This window comes from Kaistella rhinocerotis (genome assembly GCF_030243905.1).
GTDB lineage: Bacteria > Bacteroidota > Bacteroidia > Flavobacteriales > Weeksellaceae > Kaistella > Kaistella rhinocerotis.
In genome coordinates this window covers 625204-649185 of sequence record NZ_JASSYY010000002.1, presented here as the reverse complement: position 1 = coordinate 649185, position 23982 = coordinate 625204, and the positions used below count along the sequence as shown (strand labels likewise).

23 protein-coding genes are annotated in these 23982 nt (G+C 43.0%); 16 read left to right on the top strand and 7 right to left on the bottom strand.

The features are described from left to right. The first annotated feature begins 5 nt into the window (after positions 1-5). Positions 6-1208 carry an oxygenase MpaB family protein gene (locus QEP06_RS08245; protein WP_285269839.1) on the top strand — a complete coding sequence of 401 codons (1203 nt, stop codon included), beginning with the start codon at positions 6-8 and terminating at the stop codon, positions 1206-1208. A 21-nt stretch (positions 1209-1229) separates the two neighbouring features. Here the strand turns inward: QEP06_RS08245 and QEP06_RS08240 are convergent, their stop codons facing one another. The 3 genes from QEP06_RS08240 to QEP06_RS08230 form a co-directional block, all read right to left on the bottom strand. Beyond that, complete coding sequence (locus QEP06_RS08240; protein WP_285269838.1) at positions 1230-1871, bottom strand: SOS response-associated peptidase; 642 nt, start codon at positions 1869-1871, stop codon at positions 1230-1232. Between the two features lie 69 nt (positions 1872-1940). Next, a complete protein-coding gene (locus tag QEP06_RS08235; protein WP_285269837.1) occupies positions 1941-2819 on the bottom strand; it encodes an SDR family oxidoreductase in 879 nt (292 codons plus the stop codon). Positions 2820-3191: 372 nt separating this feature from the next. After that, the gene (locus QEP06_RS08230) at positions 3192-3320 is read right to left on the bottom strand and encodes a hypothetical protein (protein ID WP_285269836.1); all 129 of its coding nucleotides are present in this window, start codon (positions 3318-3320) and stop codon (positions 3192-3194) included. Positions 3321-3554: 234 nt separating this feature from the next. Between QEP06_RS08230 and QEP06_RS08225 the strand changes: the two genes are divergently transcribed. From QEP06_RS08225 to QEP06_RS08215, 3 genes are read left to right on the top strand one after another with little or no spacing between them, the layout of a single operon-like run. Next, positions 3555-3755, top strand: coding sequence for a hypothetical protein (locus QEP06_RS08225; protein ID WP_285269835.1), 201 nt, complete (start codon positions 3555-3557; stop codon positions 3753-3755). Beyond that, complete coding sequence (locus QEP06_RS08220) at positions 3739-5565, top strand: AAA family ATPase (protein ID WP_285269834.1); 1827 nt, start codon at positions 3739-3741, stop codon at positions 5563-5565. Before QEP06_RS08225 ends, QEP06_RS08220 begins: the two co-directional genes overlap by 17 nt. Continuing rightward, on the top strand, positions 5565-6155 hold the full coding sequence (locus QEP06_RS08215) for a hypothetical protein (RefSeq protein ID WP_285269833.1): 591 nt from the start codon (positions 5565-5567) through the stop codon (positions 6153-6155). The genes QEP06_RS08220 and QEP06_RS08215 overlap by 1 nt, the downstream gene beginning before the upstream one ends. A gap of 165 nt (positions 6156-6320) precedes the next feature. Here QEP06_RS08215 and QEP06_RS08210 read toward each other — a convergent pair whose 3' ends face one another. Together QEP06_RS08210 and QEP06_RS08205 are read right to left on the bottom strand one after the other, a co-directional pair. Further along, the gene (locus QEP06_RS08210) at positions 6321-9245 is read right to left on the bottom strand and encodes a M16 family metallopeptidase (RefSeq protein ID WP_425256195.1); all 2925 of its coding nucleotides are present in this window, start codon (positions 9243-9245) and stop codon (positions 6321-6323) included. 105 nt (positions 9246-9350) lie between these two features. After that, positions 9351-10685, bottom strand: a complete 1335-nt coding sequence (locus QEP06_RS08205; protein WP_285269832.1) for a dihydroorotase — start codon at positions 10683-10685, stop codon at positions 9351-9353. A 131-nt stretch (positions 10686-10816) separates the two neighbouring features. Between QEP06_RS08205 and QEP06_RS08200 the strand changes: the two genes are divergently transcribed. The 9 genes from QEP06_RS08200 (at position 10817) to ribA (ending at position 18188) form a co-directional block, all read left to right on the top strand. Continuing rightward, on the top strand, positions 10817-12274 hold the full coding sequence (locus QEP06_RS08200) for a lipopolysaccharide biosynthesis protein (RefSeq protein ID WP_285269831.1): 1458 nt from the start codon (positions 10817-10819) through the stop codon (positions 12272-12274). Position 12275: 1 nt separating this feature from the next. Continuing rightward, positions 12276-12713, top strand: a complete 438-nt coding sequence (gene dut / locus QEP06_RS08195) for a dUTP diphosphatase (protein WP_285269830.1) — start codon at positions 12276-12278, stop codon at positions 12711-12713. Positions 12714-12757: 44 nt separating this feature from the next. Next, positions 12758-13777, top strand: coding sequence for a sugar phosphate nucleotidyltransferase (locus QEP06_RS08190; RefSeq protein WP_251832342.1), 1020 nt, complete (start codon positions 12758-12760; stop codon positions 13775-13777). A gap of 101 nt (positions 13778-13878) precedes the next feature. Continuing rightward, entirely contained in the window at positions 13879-14667 is a 789-nt protein-coding gene (lolB1, locus tag QEP06_RS08185; protein WP_285269829.1) for a lipoprotein insertase outer membrane protein LolB1, read from the top strand. Further along, complete coding sequence (locus QEP06_RS08180) at positions 14664-16247, top strand: peptidoglycan DD-metalloendopeptidase family protein (protein WP_285269828.1); 1584 nt, start codon at positions 14664-14666, stop codon at positions 16245-16247. Before lolB1 ends, QEP06_RS08180 begins: the two co-directional genes overlap by 4 nt. A 36-nt stretch (positions 16248-16283) precedes the next feature. Then, positions 16284-16487 (top strand): Sec-independent protein translocase subunit TatA/TatB, encoded by a 204-nt coding sequence (locus tag QEP06_RS08175; protein WP_285269827.1) that lies wholly within the window; start codon positions 16284-16286, stop codon positions 16485-16487. A 10-nt stretch (positions 16488-16497) separates the two neighbouring features. After that, positions 16498-17118 (top strand): DUF4254 domain-containing protein, encoded by a 621-nt coding sequence (locus QEP06_RS08170; protein WP_285269826.1) that lies wholly within the window; start codon positions 16498-16500, stop codon positions 17116-17118. Then, positions 17105-17557: a hypothetical protein gene (locus QEP06_RS08165; protein WP_251832347.1), complete on the top strand. Its 453-nt coding sequence runs from the start codon at positions 17105-17107 to the stop codon at positions 17555-17557. The genes QEP06_RS08170 and QEP06_RS08165 overlap by 14 nt, the downstream gene beginning before the upstream one ends. A gap of 16 nt (positions 17558-17573) precedes the next feature. Then, positions 17574-18188, top strand: coding sequence for a GTP cyclohydrolase II (gene ribA, locus QEP06_RS08160; RefSeq protein ID WP_285269825.1), 615 nt, complete (start codon positions 17574-17576; stop codon positions 18186-18188). A gap of 38 nt (positions 18189-18226) precedes the next feature. Here the strand turns inward: ribA and deoD are convergent, their stop codons facing one another. Further along, positions 18227-18934, bottom strand: coding sequence for a purine-nucleoside phosphorylase (deoD, locus tag QEP06_RS08155; protein ID WP_285269824.1), 708 nt, complete (start codon positions 18932-18934; stop codon positions 18227-18229). A 178-nt stretch (positions 18935-19112) separates the two neighbouring features. Then, positions 19113-19607, bottom strand: a complete 495-nt coding sequence (locus tag QEP06_RS08150; RefSeq protein ID WP_285269823.1) for a hypothetical protein — start codon at positions 19605-19607, stop codon at positions 19113-19115. Between the two features lie 118 nt (positions 19608-19725). On the opposite strand from QEP06_RS08150, the gene QEP06_RS08145 reads away from it, so the two are divergent. From QEP06_RS08145 to QEP06_RS08135, 3 genes are all read left to right on the top strand, one after another. Continuing rightward, a complete protein-coding gene (locus QEP06_RS08145; protein ID WP_285269822.1) occupies positions 19726-21459 on the top strand; it encodes a glycoside hydrolase family 3 protein in 1734 nt (577 codons plus the stop codon). Positions 21460-21490: 31 nt separating this feature from the next. Continuing rightward, positions 21491-22624, top strand: coding sequence for an N-acetyl-alpha-D-glucosaminyl L-malate synthase BshA (gene bshA / locus QEP06_RS08140; RefSeq protein WP_251832352.1), 1134 nt, complete (start codon positions 21491-21493; stop codon positions 22622-22624). Positions 22625-22702: 78 nt separating this feature from the next. Then, positions 22703-23968: a DUF2851 family protein gene (locus QEP06_RS08135; RefSeq protein ID WP_285269821.1), complete on the top strand. Its 1266-nt coding sequence runs from the start codon at positions 22703-22705 to the stop codon at positions 23966-23968. Positions 23969-23982 lie beyond the last annotated feature (14 nt).

The following is a 23982-nucleotide window of genomic DNA, read 5'->3' as shown; positions in this document are numbered from 1 at the left end:
AACCCATGCAGGCAAAGCCAATATTTTACAATTCACCGCACTTCAGGAATTTTTGGGAATCGGGTAACGGCAAAGAATTACTCGATTGGGCTGAACTGTCGCCCGACATCCGCAAGTTTGACCGATTTTCGCACCTCTACTATCTTGTGGATGAACCTGGAGATGCCGCCGTAAAGGAAACTTACCTCTCCATGCCCTATCCCGAGGCGTCGCGCATCATTGAAACAGCCACAAAACAGCCGGTCGATAAGGATTCAGATTTGCCGCCCGGCGTGAAAAATCTGTTTCTCCAAATGCAGGAAATCCCCGAATGGTTTAATCAGGAACTTGCGAACACAGGCGCGCGCTTCTGTATGCGCAGCGGCGTGAATTCGCTCATTATCCTGCGCGATTTCTCTTTGATGGGCGGATACGATTATGCCTACCTCAACAAACCGCTTATCTTCACCGGCATCCTGAAAAAAGGCGCAGTAAAAAGATTAAAAGACACACTCGAATTCTGGATCCACGTAACGCGTGAAAACGGACTGCAGTTAAATTCCGAAGCCTACCAGCTCACGGCGCGGACACGCCTCATGCATTCATACGCGCGCCTGCAGATCAACAAGAAAAGGGAAAGTTGGGACGTAGAAAAATGGGGCGAACCCATCAATTTCTGGGATATGATCGCCACCTACACCGGCTTCAGCCTGGTGCTGATGCAGGGTTTAAGAAAACTGGGCATCGAGATCTCGCCGGAGGAAGAAAAGGGTGTATTTCATTTGTGGAAATACATCGGTTATCTGCTGGGTATACCGCCCGAATATCTGCCCGAAAACCGTCAGCAGGCCGTAGAACAACTCTATCTGTGGAGCAGCGTGCAGGATAAGGGCGATGAAGATTCGGTGCAGCTTGCGCAGGCTTTGCTCGATGAAAACCTGGTCAACACAATCAACCGTTTTATGTTTCAGCGGAGACTATTATTAAAACTTCATCAGAGCATGAACTGGTTCCTTTTGGATACGGAAATAAATGAGCGGCTTCAGATTCCAAAGGTTCGCACAGCTGCCATATTCCCGCAGCTGATCATTAAAGTGAACAAAACCGTGCAGCGTTTCTATGACCTGAACGATCCTGCGAAATACCAAAAACTTGTCGAAAAAGGCCACCGCGACCAGATGAAAGTGCTTTCAGATTATATTAAGCATACGCCGGCAAGACATCATTAAATCAGGAAACGATTCTAAAACTCAGTCAAAAAGCGTCGGCCGGTAATCCAGATCCATGGCCTGCAAATCACACTCGTGATTGGGATAGGCGAATTCTTCAATTTCGGCACCGCGCAGCCAGTCATTTTCTGTGGCTTTGTAAAGCACCACGGGCATCCGGTGTTTGATGTTGTGAATTTCGGCCATCAGTTCATTTGCCTGCGTTGTCACTACCGAAAATGTGGTCAGTTCTTCCTCCGTTTCGGGATTTGTCCAGTGGCTGTAGATTCCGGCGAGCGAAAAAATCTCCTGGTTTTTCAGGGTCAAATAATGCTTGTGCTTTTCGCGCCCTTTGGTATCGAGCCATTTCCATTCATAAAAACCCTTTACCAGCACCAGGCACCGGCTGTCATAGCTTTTACGGAAGGTGGGTTTTTCTTTGATGGTTTCAATCCTTGCATTCAAAGTTTGCCGGCGGATCTCTTCATCTTTAGCCCAAAAAGGAATAAAACCCCAATGGGCAGCACTCAGCTCCTGCGGCGTTTCATCCAGAATCACCGGCAGTTTTTCATGGGAAAAACCGCTCATGAAGGCCGTCGGTGTATAATCCGCACCCTCCGTACCAATATTGTAGATGCGCCTGATATCTTTTTTAGTAAGTGAAGAATCAACATAATAACACATAAGACTGACTTTGAAAATTTAAATTTAAAAATAAAAAAACCCAGACGAAACATCTGAGTTTAAATTGATTTATTGCGATTTCTTCGCCTTGATCATCGCCTCCAGCATATCCCACATTTCCTGCGGAATTTCTTCCAGCATATTGAATTCGCCGGCGCCCTGAAGCCATTCACCACCATCGATTGTCACTACTTCGCCGTTCATGTAGGCAGAATAATCCGAAACAAGGTATGCCGCCAGGTTGGCCAACTCCTGATGTTCGCCCACGCGGCGCAGCGGCACTTTTTTCCGCATGTCGAATTTCTCCTGAAGATCTCCCGGCAGAAGTCTGTCCCAGGCGCCTTTGGTCGGGAAAGGTCCCGGTGCGATGGCGTTGAAACGGATATTGTACTTCGCCCACTCCACCGCCAGACTTCTGGTCATCGCCAGTACGCCGGCTTTTGCACACGCCGACGGAACTACGTAAGCAGAGCCCGTCCACGAGTAAGTAGTGACGATGTTCAACACGGTTCCCGGAATTTTATTGTCTATCCAATATTTACCGATGGAGAGCGTACAATTCTTAGTGCCCTTCAGCACAATATCAAGGATGGAATCAAAGGCCGAATGCGTAAGCCTTTCCGTAGGCGAAATAAAGTTGCCGGCAGCATTGTTCAGCAAAATATCAATCTGTCCGAATTCCTTTATTGCGGAATCTTTCATGGCTTCCACTTCGTCCCAGTTCCTTACGTCGCACTGTACACAAAGCACTTTTCCGCCCGTCTGGTCTTCGAGTTCTTTAGCGGTGGCCTGAAGTTTCTCCAGATTACGGGATGTGATAACCACTTTCGCACCGAGTTCCAGGAAGTATTTGGTCATGGCTTTTCCCAGACCGCTGCCGCCACCGGTTACGATCGCGACTTTATCTTTCAGGGCGCCTTCGCGCAGCATGGGTTCTGTGTATTTCATAGGGTAAGGTTGAGGTTGAGTTTGAGGCTTAAAGTTAATGAAAATTTGAAGCGGTGCTTTTAAGATTGCTATTTGCTAAATAGTTTTGGGGAGTTGGTGGTGCATGGATTCCGGAAGAATCTTGCAGAGATGCTTTCAGCATGACGAAAATGCACTGGTAATTGCAAAGGGAACCAGTGGACCAATGCCAGGTACCTTCGAGAGCCTCAGCCACCGGATACTTGACCCAACAAAACTTCCAACGCCGTCATTGCGAGCGGAGCGGAGTGCAGCGCGGCAATTCCATATTTCAAAACTCCCGTTTTAACTTTGGGTTTGCTTTGTCGTGCAGGAGGTTTTCCGGAAGTCCGGAAAGTCTGTTGCGTGCGTGCTTTAAAGTTTCCGGAAACTTAGCAGCACCGCCCCATTTTTGTGCTTAAACCAACCTTCATCGCGCTGCGCATCTACGCTTTCGGGCTCTATCAAAATTAAAGAAATATTGCTGAATTGGTAAAGTTTCAACTGAATATTTCAAGGGTAATTAATGATATTGGCATATTCGGGTTATTCCGTAAAACTATTTGGCGGGAAGTATTTGCGTGGGTGGGTTTTTTGAGTAGATTAGCGCGGAGAAAGTATGATGATTAATATATAAATGCCACGCGAGTTTGTTGGATTGTATAAGCTTGTTGTGTTTATACAAGCGTTGGTAGCAAGCGTTTCGGCAATCAGCAAATAACAACCAAAAATATCAATATGGAATTTAAAACTTGGCTTGACCAAACAAAAACTGACGAACCAACACTTGAAATATTCATAATGAAGTTGGAATCTTATTTTTCAGATTCCGGTTTCAATGGATCGGAGTTCGAAAGAAAAGTTTCCATTGGCGTGCAAAAAATTGATGCGGAAGTAGATGAACTATTAAAAATTGAAAGTGATGCTGAAAGTGAATAAAATTACAGTTGAGAACTTTCGTGGAATAAAATCTCCTGTAACACTTGATTTCATCAAAGGGAGAAATGCAACATCAGCGCTAATCTACGGTAGAAATGGAACTGGAAAAAGTTCTATCGTAGATTCTTGGGAATGGCTAATAAATTCTAAAATTGAATTCCTAACTAAGGAAGGAGTTTCTGAAAAGGACTATCCTCATAAATTAAGTAATGGAAATAATGTTTATATAGATGTTGAATTTTCACATACACGCATAAATTCCGTAAAAGCATTATATAACAAAACAAAGGTGACATCTCCAATAAATTCTGGAGAATATGATGAATTTAAAAATTATACGATATATCCAAATTTCCTGAGATACTCTGACTTACAAGAATTTGTATTTAAAACAAAAGGAGAAAAATACAAATACATCGCTAAATTTTTTGGTTTAGAAAAATTCACAAAAAATCAATCAGATCTTCAAGCAAGCTTTACCAGAATTTCAACTCAATTAGCTCAATATAACGCACAAATTGAAGTAAATAAAAAAGCAATAACAGCAATTACTAAAATTCAGGACGTAGATGAAGCAAAGGTAATTTCGTTCGTGAATGACATTGCTAAAAAATATGAGATTGAAGAAATTACTGAATACAAACATATTCATAAAATCGAGAAAGCTCTTTCTGAAATAGTAAAAGGAAATCCAATAGCAACTGCGTTAAACCAATGGAATTCATTTTTATTACGTCTAAATCAATTCTATCCTATTTCTAAATTCAAACAAGATTGTGAAGATTTAGAAACAGTTTTCATTGATTTAAAAAAAGACGAAGCAAACATTACTAAATTAATTCTAATTGACTTATATACAACGGCAAAAGAAACTCTTTTAAATCTTGAAGACAAATCAACTTGTCCAATTTGTGATAAATTATTTGAAGGAAATTTAGAAGAGCATATTGCTTTAAAACATAAAACATTAGAAGAATTAAATAGTAAAAAGCAAGATTATATTTTAAAAAGAGATGCTCTGATTAATAAATTTGAACAATTCAATCACAAAATAGCAATCATACAATCAGAAAAAGGTCAGAGAGTAAAAGAAAGCTTTGCTTTATTTTATGAGGATATTGATAAAATAGAAATACAAATACCCAAAATCCTTTCAACATTAAAAACCCAGTTAAAAGATTTAACTTCACTTGACTTGAGCGTATTAGATGAAGTTTCAAAAATTGATACTATAAGTGATATGGAAATCACCTATAAAGAATCTGTGTTAGATTTAATCAAATCTTTCTCCGAAGATGAAAAAACCACAAAATTAGCAACCGATTTTAGCAATTTAATTCAATTAAAAGTAGCATACACAAGCTACTTAAGAAATGAAAAAAAGATTAATTACTTATCTAATATCTGCGACAAGCTTGGAGTTTTATTCTCGAAATTGACCGAGTTTATTCAAGATCAAATTCAGCATACTTTCACGCAAATACAAACTGACTTAATTGACTGTTATAATTTTCTAGAAGGAACAAACCAATACTTGAAAAATCCTGAAATCAAATTAGTAGTTGGAAAGAATAAAGCGGTAGAGCTAGAAATTGATTTCGTAAATGAGAAGATCATACCCGCGTATAAATTCATGAGTGAAAGTCAAATCAATAGCTTTGGACTTTCAATTTTTTTAGCAGCAGTAAAGCACTTTAATTCAAACTTCAAGTTTATGATATTAGATGATGTTGTAAATAGTTTTGATGCTTTTAAAAGACCAAAAGTAGCTCAATTATTAGCATCTAAGTTTAGTGATTTTAAATCTTAATGCTTACTCATGACCAAGTGTTTTTCGATACAATGCAAAGACATTTTCCGCAATGGAATAGATATAAATTTTCAAGTTGGGATTATACAACGGGTCCAAGATGTAATTTTTCAAATAATTATAATGAAGAAATAGAAAAGCTAATTATTGATGATGATCCAATTGGGGCAGGACAAAAATTAGGAAGGTATCTTGAAATGGTTTTTGGAATCATAAATGAGAATTTACAAACTCCAATGAGATATAAATTAGAAAACACTTATACACTTTCTGAATTTTATGAACCGCTAGTTAAGAGAATAAAAGACAAATTAAAATCTCCAAATAAGCAACATAAAATTTCTGTCCTGTTTGGAGAATTTGAGCAAGGAACAATCTTTCGTAATTATTGTGCTCACTGGAAAGATGAATCTTCGCAATTCACTTCTCCGGAAATTGAATCAATTTTTAAAAAGTGGCTTGAGATTGAAGCAGAAATGTATTGCGCTGATTGTAAATCATACTGCCATTATGAGAGTATTAGTTCCACGGAATATGTAAGATGTAATTGTGGAAATTTAAATCTAAAAAAAGACGAGAAATTTGTATAATAGAGCCAGGATCCAACTGTCGTTGCTTCGTCGTCGTGCCTCCTCCTCGCAATGACGCAAAACAACGTACCTCCTCCCCGCAATGACAGCTTTACGTTTACCGCAATAACCAAAAAAAAACTGCTCCAATCCGGAGCAGTTTCTATAAGCAATATTCTATAAGGTTTAATACCCGAAAAGTTCTTCCAGTGTGATTTTCTTCACCTCGCCAATCTTCTTAAGATCGTCCATTTTCAGGTTCTTTTCAGAAGCTACCAACGCATAGGTGTATGGTTTCCCTGAAATATTGGTCGCATGGAATTTCTGAAGGTCAGTCATCGTGATCTTGTCCACGTTGGTGTACAGATCTTTGCGGATATCGTCTTTCAGACCGAGCTGCTGCGCGGCCAGATAGCGGAAGATGATATCGTCCTGCATAATCCTTTCGGTCTGGATGTCTTTCTTAACCGAATTCTTCGCCAGATCCAGGTTTACAGGAAGCTGAGGCATTGTTGTAAGCAGTTCGTTCATGGCACCTACGGCATCACCAAACTTATCGGCCTGGCTACCTACATAACTCATCATATAATACTGGTCGTCTTTCTTGGAAGGCTGCACATAATACCCGTAAGTACTGTAGGCCAAAGCCTTGCTCTCACGAATGGTCTGGAAAACCACAGAACCCATACCGCCACCGAAATAGTTATTGAAAACCATTACCATAGGTGTTTTTGCCGGATCGTAGGTGTCTGTATTGAGAATCCAACGGGTTTCGGCCTGCACCATATCATAATCGGTGAACAGCACCTGAGTCTTGGTCTGCGGAAGCTGTTTGAAAGTCTTCAGCGGGCCTGCAGAGGCAAATGTTGCCGGCACTTTGTGCATGGTTCCGAGTTTTGCCGTCAGATTTTTAATCGGTTCCGGACCGTAATAGATCACAGTCTGCTCATAATTGTTCAGGTTCTTCATCCTGTCCACCAGTTCCTGCGCGGTAACCGCGTTGATTTCCGCATCGGAAAGTGTGTTGTTGAATTTGTTCTTCGGGCCGTACATTGCGTAGCTTGTAAGTCCCTGCAGGATGGCGCCTTTGTTGGCTTTCGCATCTTTTCTGGACTTCGCGATACGTGCTTTCAGCGCTGCAAGAGCGGTTTCGTCCGGCTTCGCGTTCATCACAAGGTCTTCGTAAAGCTTCACCGCCTTATCAAAATTCTCCTGCAGACCTTCAATGGTCACCATGGTGTATTCCTCACCGGTAGATACATTGAAGCTGGAAGCGATCTTGTAGAATTCCTTTGAAATTTCCTCTGAAGATTTCTTATCGGTTCCAAGGAACTGAAGGTACTGAGATGCCAGCGACTGTTTAGGATCGTTAAGTGTTCCTATTTTGTAACGGTATCTGAGTCTGAACAGTTGGTTTTCAGTATTCGGCACGTAAAGAACTTCCGCCTTTCCAAGTTTTGATTTCTGGATATCCTTATCAAAGTTTAGGAATACAGGCTCTGAAGGTGTAGACGGCATTTCGTTCACCATTTTTACAAAGGCGGACTGTTTGTCCGGGTTGGTTTCAACAGGTGTAATGGCCGGTTTCTCAATTTTCTGAGGGTTCTTGTTTTCGCCCTTTCTCTTTAAGATAGCCACGTAATTATTGCCGAAATATTTATTGGCAAAGGCTACAACATCTTCTTTTTTGATTTTGGAGATATCATCTACATACGCCACCTGATCTTTCCAGTCCAGCTCGGCATTGAAGGCACTCTGCAGCATAGAAGCGCGGTCGCCGTAACGTTCCAGACTCTGGATTTTCTCTTTCTTGATGTTATTGACAATAGAGGGAATGAGATCAGCATCAAAATTTCCTTTTTTCAGATTTTCGATTTCGCTGAGCACTAAAGTCTGTACTTCTTCCAAAGTCTGCCCTGTAGTTGGCGCAGCGGAAAGATAAAGGATTCCGTGGTCCTGCAAGGTGTAGGTGAAGGCACTTGCACGCAGAAGTTTCTGTTTCTTAACCAGGTTCAGGTCTAGAAGTCCGGCTTTTCCGTTGGTCAAGATGGACCCCACCAAATCGGCAAGCAACACATCTTTATCCTTGTTCCCCGGCAAGCGGTAACCGATGGTAAGGTTTTCGGCATCAGGCCCTACGATTTCCTTAACCACGGGAGCAGTCATAGGCTGCTCCGGCTGGAAGGTATATTTCGGCACCGGCTTGTTCTTCATATAGGAGAAAGCCCGGTCAATCTTCGCGATTGCCTCATCCGGATTAAAATCACCGGATAGGATGACGCCCATGTTATTAGGCACATAGTAATTGTTGAAATATTTGCGGATCTCAACCAGCGAAGGGTTCTTTAAATGTTCCACGGTTCCGATCGTGGTTTGCTTACCGTAATTATGGTTCTTGAACAGTGTGGCGAACAGCGTTTCGAAAACTTTTCTGCCGTCATTATCCAAAGTCCGGTTTTTCTCCTCGTATACCGCTTCAAGCTCAGTATGGAAAATCCTCAGTACCGGGTTTCTGAACCTTTCAGCCTGAACAGCCAGGTAACGGTCCAGTGAGCTGGAGGGAACATCGTCTGTATACACAGTTTCTTCGAAATTCGTCCACGCGTTGGTACCCTGGGCGCCCATGGCGGTCATCATTTTATCGTACTCATTCGCAATGGCATATTTTGCAGCCACACCTGAAACGGAATCGATCTTTTTGTAGATGGCCTTACGCTGCACCTCATCTTTGGACTTGTTGTACTGTTCGTACAGCGCATCAATCTTGTCGAGTTCGGCTTTCTCCTTTGTCCAGTCCAGAGATCCGTACTTGTCGGTTCCTTTGAAGAGCATGTGCTCCAGATAGTGCGCCAGACCTGTGTTGGTTGCCGGGTCTGTCTTACTGCCCGCTTTCGTGGCGATATACGCCTGAATCCTCGGGTCTTTCTTGGTGGGGCTCAGTATTACGGTGAGTCCGTTCTGCAGGGTATAAAACCTTGCCTGCGTGGGATCGTTGGTCACATATTTATACGTGTAGCCAGCACTCTTAGCTTCCTTCCACTGGTAATCCTGCGCTTGAGCGGTGAAGAGAATCCCAACAGCAAAAAGCATCAAAAACTTTTTTCTGATCATAATATATTGTTGTTAATACGGTATTAGACGATTGGTTTGTCATTTTGTTGCATGACAGCACTAATTTTCCTGAAAATTTTATCTGAATAAACCCCATGAATCCGGTTATCTGTTGAAGAGCAGTCTTTCGCCAAACTTTTCAGCCTTCACTTCCCCGTTCTCATAAGCCACATTTCCGTTGACGAATGTGTGCGTTACTTCAGCATGTAACGTCATCCCTTCCAGCGGACTCCAGCCACATTTGTACAGGATGTTATCTTTTGAAACTGTCCATTCAGAGTTATCATCAACCAAAACCAGATCGGCTTTGTAACCCTCACGGATAAAGCCGCGTTTTTCGATCTGGAAAAGTATCGCCGGGTTGTGGCACATTTTCTCAACAATCTTTTCAATAGAAATCTTTCCGTTTTTAAAATGCTCAATCATAACGGGCAGAGCATGCTGAACCAGCGGCCCTCCCGAAGGTGCCTTCGTGTACACATTCTGCTTCTCTTCCCACGTATGCGGCGCATGATCGGTCGCGATTACGTCGATCCGGTCATCCAAAAGGGCTCTCCACAAGCCGTCCTTGTTTTGCTGCGTTTTTACCGCCGGATTCCATTTGATTAAAGTGCCTTTTGTGTCGTAATCCAAATCGGTGAATGTTAGATGATGGACACAAACTTCCGCAGTGATTTTTTTATCCTTTAACGGAATATCATTGCGGAAAAGACCCGTCTCTTTGGCCGTAGAAACATGAAAAACATGAAGCCGCGCCCCGGTTTTTTCAGCAAGTTCCACCGCTTTCGAAGAGGAAATATAGCACGCTTCCTCACTTCTTATCAAATGATGCAATTTCACGGGGATATCTTCACCGTATTCCTCAAGATACCGCTGGGTATTGACTTTGATGGTGGCTTCGTCCTCGCAATGTACGGCGATAAGCATTTTTGTTTTGCTGAAGATATTTTCCAGGGTCTCTGGATTATCGACGAGCATATTTCCGGTTGAGGAACCGAGAAAAAGTTTGATACCGGCAACATTGCGCGGATTGGTTTTAAGCACTTCATCCAGATTATCATTGGTGCCGCCCATCATAAAGGAGTAGTTGGCGAATGATTTTTGGGCTGCAATCTGATATTTGTCCTCCAATAAATCCTGAGTCACCGCATTAGGCACCGTGTTGGGCTGCTCAATATAACTGGTGACACCACCTGCAACTGCCGCGCGGGACTCGCTCTCAATATCACCTTTATGAGTAAGTCCGGGCTCGCGGAAATGAACCTGGTCATCGATCACACCGGGAAGAAGATACTTTCCTTCAGCATCAATCACACGGTCTGCTGTTCCTGCATCTATATCTTTTTCAATCTTGTGTATAACGTCATCCACGATGAGCAGGTCACTTTCCAATATTACGTTCTCGTTAACAATACGGGCGTTCTTTATAAGGATTCTCATGGTTGTATTTAAATTTTTCGAAGCGTAAATTTAAGTTTTTCAAACCTATTCCAGCGGAGGTCGATTTCCACACTGCGTTTCCAATTTCCGAGGTTTTAATTAAAACGATACATTTGCACAAAATTCAGGATTTGTACAAGAAATTGCTGGGACAAACTGCACTTTACGGACTTACGACCGTGGTGATCCGTCTTTTTCCCTTCATCATCAACCCTTATATCACCGATGCTTTCGGGCCAGAAGCCTATGCGCCGTTCGCTGATTTCTATTCGGTGGCAGGTGTGATCGCGGTTTTGCTCACACACGGCATGGAGACCACATTCTTCCGATTCGCAATCGATGAAAAAAATGACCGCAAACTGATCTCTACAGCATTCTTCAGCGTGCTGGTTGCGACCTTGATTTTTCTTGCATTCTCACTTACTTTCAGGACAGAACTTGCCATTGCGTTCAAGACGCCGACACAGGTCAATCTGCTCACCATCCTGGTGCTGATCCTGTCCCTCGACGCGTTTTCCGCAATGCCTTTTGTGATGCTCCGAAAGAATGAAAGACCGCTCAAATACGCCTCCGTAAAGATTGCAAACGGCGTCATCAATTTTGTGTTGGTGGTGTTCTTTCTCCAGATTTTGCCGCGGCTGGAAGGCGGAATTTTCGGTTACAGATACAATCCGGCATTCGGCATTGGCTATGTTTTCGTAGCGAACCTGGTCGCGAGCGCCGGTACGTTCCTGCTTTTATTTAAAGACATCTTCGTCGCCAAACTCCGCTATTTTTCGTGGGAACTTTGGCGCAGAATGCTGAAATATTCGTGGCCAATCACCATTGCGGGTCTTGCCGGCATCATTAATGAAACACTGGACCGACAGTTTCTGAAATTCCTGTTACCAGACGAAATCGCAAGGCACGAACTCGGCGTTTATGGTGCGGTGGCGAAGCTTGTGACTTTCGTGGTGCTCTTCCGTCAGGCTTATGTGCTGGGTATTGAACCATTTTTCTTCAGCCATTCAAAAAATGAAAACGCCGGGAAAACTTATGCAAAACTGATGGATGTCTTCATCGCCGTGAACTGCCTGATCGTACTGTTCTTGTGCATAAACCTCGACTGGATTTCGAAATTCTACCTGAATAATGCCGAATATTACGAAGGCATCGCCATTCTGCCGGTTCTGTTTTTCGCAAGTTTGTTTTTAGGTATTTATTTAAACCTTTCGGTTTGGTATAAACTGGCCGATAAAACGTTGGTTGGCGCCTACATTTCGGTCCTGGGTGCAGCTGTGACGATTGCCGTGAACTTTTATTTTATCCCGAGATACGGTTATTGGGCTTCGGCGTGGGCAACTTTAGCGTCGTATTTTATGATGATGCTTGTATCCTATTTTTGGGGCCAAAGAAAACACCCGATTCCTTATAATGTGTTCAATAACGTAGTCATCATCCTGCTCACAATGATATTTTCTCTGGTGATTTACCAGAATTTCAGGAGCGAAATTTGGCTCGGCAACTTAATATTTATAGTTTTAGCGGCGATTTTAATAAAAGTTCAAAAACTAATACCCGAAAGTCTTCTTCAAAAAATCAAAAGATAGAATGAATATAAAACTCATTAACAAATCAAGACATCCGCTACCGAAATATCAGACAGAACTTTCAGCCGGCATGGACCTGTACGCCAATATTGACGAAAGCCTCACGCTGAAACCATTCGAAAGAAAACTCATTCCTACAGGCTTATTCCTTGAATTACCTGCAGGCTTCGAGGCGCAGGTAAGACCCAGAAGCGGACTGGCCATTAAAAACGGAATCACCGTGCTGAATGCACCGGGAACCGTTGATGCAGATTACCGCGGTGAAATCGGGGTCATTCTAATCAATCTGTCTTCAGAAAATTTCACTATTAATGACGGCGACAGAATCGCACAGATGGTCATTGCCCGACACGAAACCATTACCTGGCAGGAAACTGCAGAACTTATCGAAACTTCGCGTGGCGAGGGCGGTTTCGGCAGCACTTCAAACAATATATAAAATAAAGAAACCACGCAGCTGCGTGCAAAATAATTAAGACAAATATGAAAATCATCGTTCCAATGGCGGGCCGCGGCTCCAGACTAAGACCTCACACACTCACCGTTCCTAAACCACTGATCCCTATTGCGGGCAAACCCATCGTGCAGCGGCTGGTAGAAGACATCGCGAAAGTTGCAGGTGAAAAAATAGAGGAAATTGCTTTCATTATCGGCGATTTCGGGCCGGAAGTAGAAGCCTCGCTAATCGGAATTGCTGAATCGCTTGGCGCCAAAGGCAGTGTGTATACACAGGATGAACCGCTAGGAACAGCGCACGCTATAAAATGTGCGGAAGCCTCGATGCAGGGCGATGTGGTGGTAGCATTTGCCGATACTCTTTTCAAAGCTGATTTTGCGCTGGATAAAAATTCAGACGGCGTGATCTGGGTGAAAAAAGTGGAGGATCCATCGGCTTTCGGGGTGGTGAAACTGGATGATTATGGTTTTATCACAGATTTTGTTGAAAAACCACAGACGTTTGTATCTGATCTCGCGATCATTGGGATTTATTATTTCAACTCCGCCGAAAAGCTGATGGATGAGATCAATTACATCATGAGCAATGACATCAAGCAAGGCGGCGAGTTCCAACTGACGACCGCGCTTGAAAACCTCAGACAGAAAGGCGGAAAATTCTCCCTCGGAAAGGTGGATGACTGGATGGATTGCGGGAACAAGAACGCCACGGTAGAGACGAACGGCAAAGTGTTGCAATATGAAAAAGATAATGTGGCGAATTATCCCGCGTCGGCCAAAATAGAGAACTGCCTTATCATTCCGCCGTGTTTCATCGGCGAAAATGTGGAGATTTCAAATTCTAAAATCGGCCCGTGCGTATCCATTGGCAACAACACGAAGATCATCAATTCAAACATCGATCATTCACTCATTCAGGAAAATACGCTGATTGACCACGGCAATCTAAGCAACTCGATGATCGGGAATTCTGCGCAGTACTTCGGGGTGGCTCGAGAGATTTCACTTGGCGACTATTCGGTGCTCGACTTCCTTTCTAAAAGCTAAATTCAGCCTGAAAATGTCTTTTGGCGTAAAGTGTGCGGTAAAACATTAGGCAGCGTTTGCCGTTATTAAAAATTCAACACTACCAAAAAAAGATACTGATTATGAAAAATTATATCATCCTTCTACTCCTTTCGTTTGCATTAGTCTCTTGCAAAACTGCCACTGCGAAGCCCGAAAAGCCAATTGCCGTACCTGTTGCGAACGCAGCGTTTTTCCGGGAAATCTCGAAGAAACCTGATTTCGATCAGGTGAAAATCAGCTCGCGGGTTGATGTAGAAACAGGTGCATTCATCCCAACACTTGATGCGACAATCTACATTGAAGATGGCCAAAAAGTTTGGATGAATATGATCGCCGTGTTCCTGAATGTGGGCCGCGGAATCGCAACACCAAACGGAATCCAGGGTTATGAGAAATGGAATAAAACATACATTGAGTCCGATTTTTCTTATCTGAACAAGATGCTGAATGTAGATTTCATCGACTTTGCGGCGCTGCAAAACCTTTTGCTCGGACGTACTTTCATTCCTGTTCAGGAGAAAGATTTCAGTTTCAGTCAGTCCGTGCAGGGATACAGGCTCAATTCTACAAAAAACATTCGCTTCGGGAGCAATGGCAACCAATCTGATTACGCGGTAGCTCTGCAGTATTCTCCGACTTTTGATCTGATGAATGTGGTTTTGACGGATGTAAAATCTTCGGACAGGCTTGAGGTTTCTTACAGCAACTGGGTAACTTTCGAAAATATGCGTTTGCCTAAAAACGTTAAAATAAATATAAAGGGCCAGAAAACGAGCCAGATTGCGCTTGAAAACACGAAATTTGAAGGCTCGAAAATGGCGACACCGTACTCGGTGCCGGCTAACTATACGAAAACTGAGATCAAATGATAAGGAAAATAAGCTTTTTTATAGGGATTTTTTTGTTCGGAATTTTATTTTCTCAAAAAAAGGAACAATTACAAAAGCAGAATGCAGAACTGAAAAAACAAATTGCGGCGATCAACTCAAACCTGGCCAAAACCCAGCAGCAGTCGAAACTTTCGGTAGCTTATCTCAATGACGTTCAGAAAAAAATCCAGTTACGTGAAAAAGTTTATTCAAACACTCAAAAAGAAAAGAGGCTGATCGAAGACGACATCTACCTGCGCCAGCTTGAGATCAACCGCCAAAACCGTGAACTCGCCGTTTTAAGAAAAAACTATGCGGAGGTTTTGGTGAAAGCTTATAAAAACAAAGGCGTTCAGAACAAAGTCACCTTTATTCTTTCCTCTAAAAACCTGGGCGAAGCGCTGCGCCGCATCCAGTACCTGAAAGATTATTCTGATTATCAGGATAAAAAAGCTGCTGAAATCTCCGAAGCCGCCCGGAAACTCCTGGCCAATATTGAGGCCAAACAACGGTCTGTGAAAGACAAAGAAACCATTTTGACAAACCAGCAAAAGGAGTTGCAAACCATCGCAGTAGAGAAAAAGCAAAAGGAAAAACTGCTTGAAGACTTTAAGAAAAACGAAGCGCAACTCACCGCCGAACTTCGCCAAAAGCAAACCGAATCTAAAAAACTTGAAGGTCAGATCCGTTCCATAATCGCGGAAGAAATCCGTATTGCGAAAGCTAAAGAAGAAGAGCGCAAAAAAGCGGAAGCCGAGAAAATACGTCAGGCCAAGATTGCTGCAGACCGCGAAAAAGCCCGCATCGAAGCTGAAAACAAAGCACGAATGGAAGCGTTGGCACTAGAGAAAAAACGCGCTGACGAAGAAGCAAAACGCCTCAAAGACATCGCTGATAAAAAAGCTGCCGAAGAGGAAGAACGGTCTAAGATCGCCGCCGCTGCGGATCTGAAAAAAGCGGATGATGCCAAGAAAGCGGCAGATGCTGAACGCGCCGAAGCAAGACGAGCCGCAGCTGCACGGGATGCCGCGATAGCCGCTGCCAATGCTAAAGCCGCTGCAGACAAGGCCGCAGACGCCCGGGCTGCAGAAGCCTCACTTGCAAAAAAGAATGAGGAACAGAAAAAAGCCGCTGAAACGCGTGCGATGACCAACTATGGAGTGAGCAGCGCCGTAGGAAACAATTTCGCGGCGAACCGCGGGAAGATGGGGATGCCGGCGTACGGCACCATCACGCACCGTTTTGGGCGCCAGCCGCATCCGGTGTTCAAAAATATTATTGAAGAAAACAACGGGATCAAAATAGCGGTAGCAAAAGGGACCGTAGCCAAATGTGTAGCGCCGGGAACCGTTTCGCGTGTGGTAGTTTCAGGTGACGGCTCTAAGATGGTATTCGTAAAACACGGCGATTATTTCACGATCTACGCAAACCTTTCAAACGCCATGGTTTCGGCCAACCAACAGGTTTCAGCCGGTACCTCAATTGGCGCTGTGGGTGCGGATTTCGATGGAACTTACACCCTCGATTTCCAGATCTGGAACGGTACCAATCCGGTGGATCCGCTCGGTTGGGTGAATTAAAAAATAACTAACTTTGTAAAAAATTTATATAAAGTAATGGAAGCACTTACCATATTAGCCCTTTCCTGGCAGCATTTGCTTATCGTAGCCATCGTGTTGCTCGTATTGTTCGGAGGCAGAAAAATCCCTGAGATGATGCGTGGTCTTGGATCGGGCATCAAAGAATTCAAAGATGCAGTGAAGGAGGACGAGAAAAAATCTCCCGAAGAACCAAAAAGCAATTCTACACCTACGATTTAAGCAAGAAGCTATGGGTTTTTCGGACCGTGCATGGACTATTTTCAACCAATCAATCGCAGATTACCATCTTACAGATGACGTAGATTGCGCTGCGGTAAATCCATTTGAAAACGGTAGCCTTGAATGGCTTCTGTATGCAAAAAACTGGATTGATACCGTGCAGTGGCATCTCGAGGATATCATTCGCGACGAAAACATCGAACCCATTCAGGCACTTGCATTAAAAAGAAGAATTGATTCCTCTAATCAGCAGAGAACTGATTTGGTGGAATATATAGACAGCTGGTTTTACAGGAAATACCAAAACGTAAATGCAGCTGATGACGCCAAGATCAACACGGAGACCCCAGCCTGGGCGGTTGACCGACTCTCCATTTTAGCACTGAAAGTCTTTCACATGTCGCTGGAAGCAAACAGAGATACAGCAAGTGAAGAGCACCGGAACAAATGCTCAGACAAACTTTCTGTACTGCTGGAACAGAAAAAAGACCTTACCGAAGCAATCGACCGGTTGCTGTTTGATATCGAAAATGGCCAGGTGAAGATGAGAGTTTATAAGCAAATGAAGATGTATAATGACGAAAGTCTGAATCCGGTTCTATATCAAAGAATAAAAAATGGCGAAGCCTAAATGTTACTACTTTTTACTATTCTTTATTATATCGTGCTCGGCTGAAAAAATTAATCTTTCACCCACGGGCGATACGCTATTGGGAAACAATAGTGCCTATGTGCCGTTGGAAGGTCAGAAAAACCTTGTGCTCTATTCCTCTGAAATCACCAACCTGATCAGCTCATTCCCAAAGTTCAGAAATGACGCGGTAAATCTTGAGGTGAAAAACCTAAAATCGCATCTGCGCGATTATGTGGATGCGATGAAGAACTTCAACCAGTTTGAAACCGCAAAATCTTATGCCCGCTTCGAACGTTCCTACAAAAAACTCCAGAAACTCCGCAAGTTCCTGAACAAGGACGAAGATGAAGTGCTGAACCGCTATCTGGTGCGGATAAAAATCAACATGAACCACCTTCAGACCAATCTGCCAAAGGATTCACTATCTTTGCCTTAAATAATTTAATTTTCCGATGCTCACAATTCAGGCGGAAGCCAATGTACCTACCGAGTATGGTAATTTTCGCATGATCGCATTCTCTGAGTCTGCCACAGACTGGATGCCGCACATGGCGATTGTAGCTGAAAATACAGATTTTTCCACAGCTGTCAATATCCGTTTTCATTCTGAATGTATCACGGGTGAGGTATTTCATTCCAAAAAATGCGAATGCGGCCAGCAACTTGATGCGGCCATGAAATACATTCACGACAACGGCGGCATCATCATTTATCTGCGGCAGGAAGGCCGGAATATCGGCATTATCAATAAGCTGAAAGCCTATTCTCTGCAGGAAAAAGGATTTGATACCGTGCAGGCCAATCTTGAACTTGGTTTACCGGCTGATGACCGGAACTTTTCAGCAGCAATTGAAATTCTTAATCTGCTGAATGTTACCGAAATCAATCTGCTTACAAACAATCCGGAAAAAGTGAAGATTGTGGAAAGCAGTAATATCAAATTAAACAAACGAATTCCGCTTCAGATCAATTCCACACTTGAAAGCAAGGATTATCTAAAGGTAAAAAAAGACTATTTCGGCCATTTTCTCGAAGATGATGACGATATAAAAAACGTAACGCTTTGAAATATTTCAAAGCGTTATCTTTTTTATTTAAATGAATCTTAAAGACTTATCGCAGTTTCGAGCGCAAGTTCGATCATCGGTGTAAGTGCTTTTTCGCGCATGTCCGCCGAGATGAATTCCCCTGTTGGGATGATATCTGACACCGTAAGCAGCGTTGCAGCATTTTTTCCTAAATATTGGGCGTTCGCGAAAAGTGCAAATGCCTCCATTTCCACAGCGGTACAGTTATGTTTCACAGCAATCTCAGGTGTTCCTGGATTTTTGCGGTAGAAGATATCGCTCGTGTGGATGTTTGTCGTTTTCAGGTCAAGTGAAAGATTTCTCGCTGTGTCATTGATCACCGAGAAGACGTTACCCTGGTGCGTCAGAATTTCCTCTTCAATTCCCCAGGCGAATTTCGCGTAAGTTGATTCACTGGCGGCATTTTCTACGTTCAGAACATCAAAAACTTTAAGTTCCGGCGTATAGGCACCGCAGGTACCGATTCTGATGATCGTATCTACATCATATTCTGTGTAGAGTTCATAGGAATAGATCCCGATGCTTGGCACACCCATTCCGCTGGCACCGACAGACACTTCACGGCCTTTGTACAGACCTGTATAATAAAAAATATTGCGCGTTTGGCTTACCAGGCGCACGTCCTCCATGAAATTTTCAACAATATATTTTGCGCGCAGCGGGTCGCCGGGCTGCAGCACTGTTTTTGCGATTTCGCCTTTTTGGGCAGCAATATGAACACTCATAATTTTAAAGATATTTTGAACTTTAAAAATACAAAAAACTTTAGGAAGCGGGTTTGCTGCGGCTATGATTTAAATTATATGGGCACTTCCAAACTTTTTCCGTAATGCAGATTGCGGAACCGTCCAAACATAAAAAAACCCGCCAAAAATAGCGGGATTTTATAAGGATTTGTTTTTTTTATGGTCGGTCAGCAATCTGGAAGTGACGCAAAACCGCATTATAATCCGAGAAGTCTACATTCGCATTTTTGCCTTGAGAAGCCGGTACCAGGACGATTCGGAATCGCTGATTATTTAAATACGTGTTGGCTTCGGCACCCGTAAGTGTGGCCTGATCGAAATTTGCTTCCGTATAGATTTCCACATTTTGAGCATCAAACAGGAAATTGTAATCCAACTCACGACCGCTGCCAATAAACTCAGTCTTGGGAATCAGTTGCCATGCGGTGGTTCCGCCATTCCCGGAATTCCTATTTCGGTATACCAAAACCACATCAGTTGCCGCTATATTTATTCCCTGGTCTAAAGTGTAATTATTCGCCGCATTGAATGATCCTGTAACGTCGGTCATCACTGCATACGTATCATTATCTATGTCATCGTTCCTGTCATCGCAGCTGAAAGCAAGAAATGCGAATACAGCCAGCAGCATTATTGTAAAAAACTTTTTCATGTCGGTAAATATTTTTTTTGATTATTTATGCGTGGTTCAACTCAATTTGTATGCCACAAAACGCAGAGTTTTAAACTATAAATATCGTAATTTTGTTCGTTATCTATATTAAATCTTAATGAATAATTTTCGCGCTACACTCAGCTTGCTGACCGTTTACATATTTAGCCTGACCATTAATGCACAGTTTCAGCCCAAAAATATAAACAGTGCCGAACTTAGAAAAGCGAACCAGTGGGTAGAAAACACGTACAGTTCACTGAGCCAGAAAGAGAAACTTGGCCAGTTGTTCATCATAGCGCTGTATACCAACAAGGGCGAAGACTACATCCAGAATGTGCGTGAAATTGTAGAAAACGAACAAATTGGCGGTCTGATCCTGATGCAGGATGATGCGGCACGTGAAATTACGTTGGTAAATGAATTCCAGCAAAAATCGAAAGTACCGCTGATGATTGGGATGGACGCGGAGTGGGGTGTTTTCCAGCGGATTGCCGCAGCGCACAAATTCCCGTGGGCGATGACACTCGGGGCTATTCAGGATAAGAATTTAATAAAACAAATGGCTGCAAAGATCGCCGAAGACTGCCAGCGCATGGGCATCAACTGGAATTTTGCACCCGTGGTAGATGTGAACACAAATCCTAATAACCCGATCATCGGAAACCGCAGTTTTGGTTCCGATGTTTCAAATGTCTTAAAATCTGCCGGCGCTTATTCAGCCGGGTTGCAGGAAAACAATGTTTTGGCGGCGATCAAGCATTTTCCGGGTCACGGTGACACCAATACTGATTCGCACCATGATTTGCCTGTAGTCTCTCATAATCTGAATCGCCTGCAGAACGTAGAACTTGCGCCTTTCAAATCACTGATGGATAAAGGAATTGGCGGTGTGATGGTCGCGCATCTGTACGTACCCGCACTCGAGAAAAAAGAAGGCGTTCCAGCTTCGGTATCGAAAGATATTATCACCGGTTTACTAAAAGAAAAATATAGCTACAAAGGTCTGATCATCACTGATGCGCTGAATATGGGCGCGGTAGCCAAGCGTTACAAACCCGGCGAACTGGATGCGTTAGCTTTCAAGGCTGGAAATGACATCATGCTGTTTTCAGAAGGTGTAGAAGAAGGTAAAAAGCTCATCCAGCAAGCCATCGATAAGGGCGAAATATCACAGGAACGTGTTGAGGAAAGCGTAAAAAAAATCCTTTTGACCAAATATTTCTTAGGCTTAAATAAATATGAGCCGCGAAATCCTGAAAACATTAACTACGATCTCAACAACGAATCGCACCGAACGCTGGTTCAGAACTTATACGCAAGTGCGCTGACTTTGATTAAAAACACCAAGAATCTGCTTCCGTTAAGTTGCAGTGAAACTTACTATTACGTTCCGCTCGAAGAGGCGCTCTACGATACTTTTCTGGACAATTTACAGCGTGAGACGACAGTAATCTTGAAGAAAGCATCTGAGATTTCCACAATTCCTGCAAATTCTAAAGTGATTGTCGGGTTTCACAAAGACAATTCCACTGCGTACAAACCTTACAGTATTTCCGCAGAATCGAAAAACATCTTAGCGAAACTTAGTGCGAACAATGACGTCATTTTGTCTGTCTTCGGTTCGCCGTATGCACTGAAAGATGTAGATATCTCGAAAGTCTCAAGCGTTTTGGTTGCGTATGAAAACAATGAGGGCTCAATGCGCGCCGCAGCAGATGCATTTGTCGGCAAAACTGCGATTTCGGGACGTTTACCGGTTTTGGTTAATGACAAATTAAAAGCCGGCAGTGGCATCGACCTGAGATCCACTCCAAAATCTTCTGCAAAGGTTCACGCAGCCAAAAAGTGATTATTTTACCAAAAAAACTGAATCCATTAAAATGAAAATAGGAATTCTCTGTTATCCTACGTACGGCGGAAGCGGTATTGTAGCCACCGAACTGGGCATGGCGCTCGCATACAAAGGGTACGAAGTGCATTTTATAAGTTCAAATCTGCCTGCGCGCCTCGATATCACCAATCCCAACATTTTCTTTCACAAAGTAAATGTGCAGACGTATCCGCTTTTCCAGTATCAGCCGTACGATATCGCGCTTTCCTCCATGATTTACCGCGTTGTAAACCTTTATAAACTCGATCTTTTGCATGCGCACTATGCAATTCCGTATGCGTACGCGGCATTTACCGCAAAACAGATGCTGAAAGAAGAAGGCAAGGATATTCCGCTGGTTACTACGCTTCACGGCACCGATATTACGCTTGTCGGGCAACATCCGAGCTATAAACATGCGGTGGAATTCTCTATAAATCAATCCGATACGATCACGTCAGTTTCAGAAAGTTTAAAGAAAGACACGCTGCAGTTTTTTAATATTAAGAAAGAAATTCAGGTCATCACCAATTTTATAGACAACAGTGATTTCGACAGTCCGAACGATTGCACGCGCCGCCAATTCGCAACCGATGACGAGAAAATCCTGATTCACGTGTCAAATCTCCGTCCTGTAAAAAGAGTCGGTGAAGTACTGACAATATTTAAAAATGTACATAAACTCATCAAGTCCAAACTGATCATCATCGGCGAAGGCCCGGATATGGAGATTATCAGCCAGTTTCTGGAAGAAAACCCCGAACTGATCGGCGAAATCCGGCTTTTGGGAAAAGTAAATGATTTATACAAAATCCTCGAACTTTCAGATGTCTTTCTCCTTCCTTCGGAACAGGAAAGTTTCGGTTTGGCCGCCCTGGAAGCAATGGCAGCACGCACACCAGTCATCAGTTCTAACGCGGGCGGAATACCGGAGGTGAACCTTCAGGGTGTGACAGGTTTTCTGGCCGAAATAGGTAACGTAGAAGCAATGAGCAACTATACCATAAAACTGCTCAGCGACGAGAATCTGCTCGCCGAAATGAAAATAAATGCAAAGGAGCAGGCGCTAAAATTCGACCTTCAGAATGTTTTGCCGGTTTATGAAAAAATGTACGCGGACACGTTGGCAACATTTGGAAAATAAACCGCCGTTTTAAAAACTTAATACCTAAACATTTTTTTCACTAAATTTCTTAACTTCGTTTGACACAATCGTCTCAAAATGAAGGAGAAACTCCTGCAGTATCTATGGAATTTCAAAATTTTCAATAGTTTTGATTTCAAGGATGTGGCCGGAAACCCTGTTGAGATTATTGACTTCGGCAAATGGAATTTTGATTCCGGACCCGATTTTCTATTCGGAAAAATCAAATTTCAGGGCGTGACACTTGTCGGGCATATTGAACTTCACATCCGCTCCTCCGACTATATTTTTCACCGCCATACGGGAAATCCTGAATTTGAAAACCTGATCCTGCACGCGGTTTATTTTCATGATGCTGATATTCCGGAACTGGTTTCGAGAAACATTCCAACGCTGGAACTGAAGAATTATATCGATGAAACAGTGCTCGATAAATACGCTTCACTCGAAAACGCGAAAGTTTTCATCCCGTGCGAAGAAATTTTTAACGCCAAGAAAATCCCGTTTCAATTTGAAGAAGAGACTTTACTTAAAAAACTGGATCACAAATCATTAGAAATAGAAATCGCGCTCGCAAAAAACAAAAACAATTATGAAGCGGTGCTGTTTCAAAACATTGCCTACGCATTTGGACTAAAGGTAAACGCGCAAATTTTCAGGCAGTTGGCGGAAAATATTGATTTCGCTGTTTTGAATAAAGTCCGGCAAAATCTCACTCAACTCGAAGCTTTGTTTTTCGGCATGTGTGGCTGGCTGCAAAGTCCTGATGACGAACAAACTACGATCTGGAAGCGTGAATTTGAGTTTCTGCTCATCAAATATCAAATTAAACCCAGCGGCGTGGTCCCGAAATTTTCAAAACTTCGGCCGCCGTCCTTCCCCACTGTTCGGCTCGCGCAGTTGGCTTCATTGTATCATCTGAATCAGAATCTTTTTTCGAAAGTGATGACCGCAAAAAGCGTGGGCGATATCGTAAAGGTCTTCCGAAACGTGGTGGCAAGTCCGTACTGGAATGATCATTTTAATTTTGGAAAAATTTCAACGACTGTGGGCGAAAAAATTCTCACTGATGATTTTATCAGCCTGATTATCATTAATGCAATTTTACCGTTGAAATATACATACCAGAAAAATTCAAATGAAAATATTACAGATGAGATCATTGCGATGTACCGCAGTTTACCAGCCGAAAAGAACACGGTGATTGAAAACTGGAAAGCCCTGAAAACGCCCATTCGCGATGCGCTAGACAGCCAGGCTTTTCTGTTTCATTTTCAGCACTATTGCCAGCCGAAACGCTGCCTCGAATGTGCGATTGGGTTTCAGTTGCTAAAGCACAATTAAAAACCGAAATTTCT

Coding starts and splice junctions, on each gene's coding strand:
- QEP06_RS08245 (WP_285269839.1), top strand. CDS start 6: ATGCAGGCAAAGCCAATATTTTACAATTCACCGCACTTCAGGAATTTT.
- QEP06_RS08240 (WP_285269838.1), bottom strand. CDS start 1,871: ATGTGTTATTATGTTGATTCTTCACTTACTAAAAAAGATATCAGGCGC.
- QEP06_RS08235 (WP_285269837.1), bottom strand. CDS start 2,819: ATGAAATACACAGAACCCATGCTGCGCGAAGGCGCCCTGAAAGATAAA.
- QEP06_RS08225 (WP_285269835.1), top strand. CDS start 3,555: ATGGAATTTAAAACTTGGCTTGACCAAACAAAAACTGACGAACCAACA.
- QEP06_RS08220 (WP_285269834.1), top strand. CDS start 3,739: ATGCTGAAAGTGAATAAAATTACAGTTGAGAACTTTCGTGGAATAAAA.
- QEP06_RS08215 (WP_285269833.1), top strand. CDS start 5,565: ATGCTTACTCATGACCAAGTGTTTTTCGATACAATGCAAAGACATTTT.
- QEP06_RS08210 (WP_425256195.1), bottom strand. CDS start 9,245: ATGATCAGAAAAAAGTTTTTGATGCTTTTTGCTGTTGGGATTCTCTTC.
- QEP06_RS08205 (WP_285269832.1), bottom strand. CDS start 10,685: ATGAGAATCCTTATAAAGAACGCCCGTATTGTTAACGAGAACGTAATA.
- dut (WP_285269830.1), top strand. CDS start 12,276: ATGAATATAAAACTCATTAACAAATCAAGACATCCGCTACCGAAATAT.
- QEP06_RS08190 (WP_251832342.1), top strand. CDS start 12,758: ATGAAAATCATCGTTCCAATGGCGGGCCGCGGCTCCAGACTAAGACCT.
- lolB1 (WP_285269829.1), top strand. CDS start 13,879: ATGAAAAATTATATCATCCTTCTACTCCTTTCGTTTGCATTAGTCTCT.
- QEP06_RS08180 (WP_285269828.1), top strand. CDS start 14,664: ATGATAAGGAAAATAAGCTTTTTTATAGGGATTTTTTTGTTCGGAATT.
- QEP06_RS08175 (WP_285269827.1), top strand. CDS start 16,284: ATGGAAGCACTTACCATATTAGCCCTTTCCTGGCAGCATTTGCTTATC.
- QEP06_RS08170 (WP_285269826.1), top strand. CDS start 16,498: ATGGGTTTTTCGGACCGTGCATGGACTATTTTCAACCAATCAATCGCA.
- QEP06_RS08165 (WP_251832347.1), top strand. CDS start 17,105: ATGGCGAAGCCTAAATGTTACTACTTTTTACTATTCTTTATTATATCG.
- ribA (WP_285269825.1), top strand. CDS start 17,574: ATGCTCACAATTCAGGCGGAAGCCAATGTACCTACCGAGTATGGTAAT.
- deoD (WP_285269824.1), bottom strand. CDS start 18,934: ATGAGTGTTCATATTGCTGCCCAAAAAGGCGAAATCGCAAAAACAGTG.
- QEP06_RS08150 (WP_285269823.1), bottom strand. CDS start 19,607: ATGAAAAAGTTTTTTACAATAATGCTGCTGGCTGTATTCGCATTTCTT.
- QEP06_RS08145 (WP_285269822.1), top strand. CDS start 19,726: ATGAATAATTTTCGCGCTACACTCAGCTTGCTGACCGTTTACATATTT.
- bshA (WP_251832352.1), top strand. CDS start 21,491: ATGAAAATAGGAATTCTCTGTTATCCTACGTACGGCGGAAGCGGTATT.
- QEP06_RS08135 (WP_285269821.1), top strand. CDS start 22,703: ATGAAGGAGAAACTCCTGCAGTATCTATGGAATTTCAAAATTTTCAAT.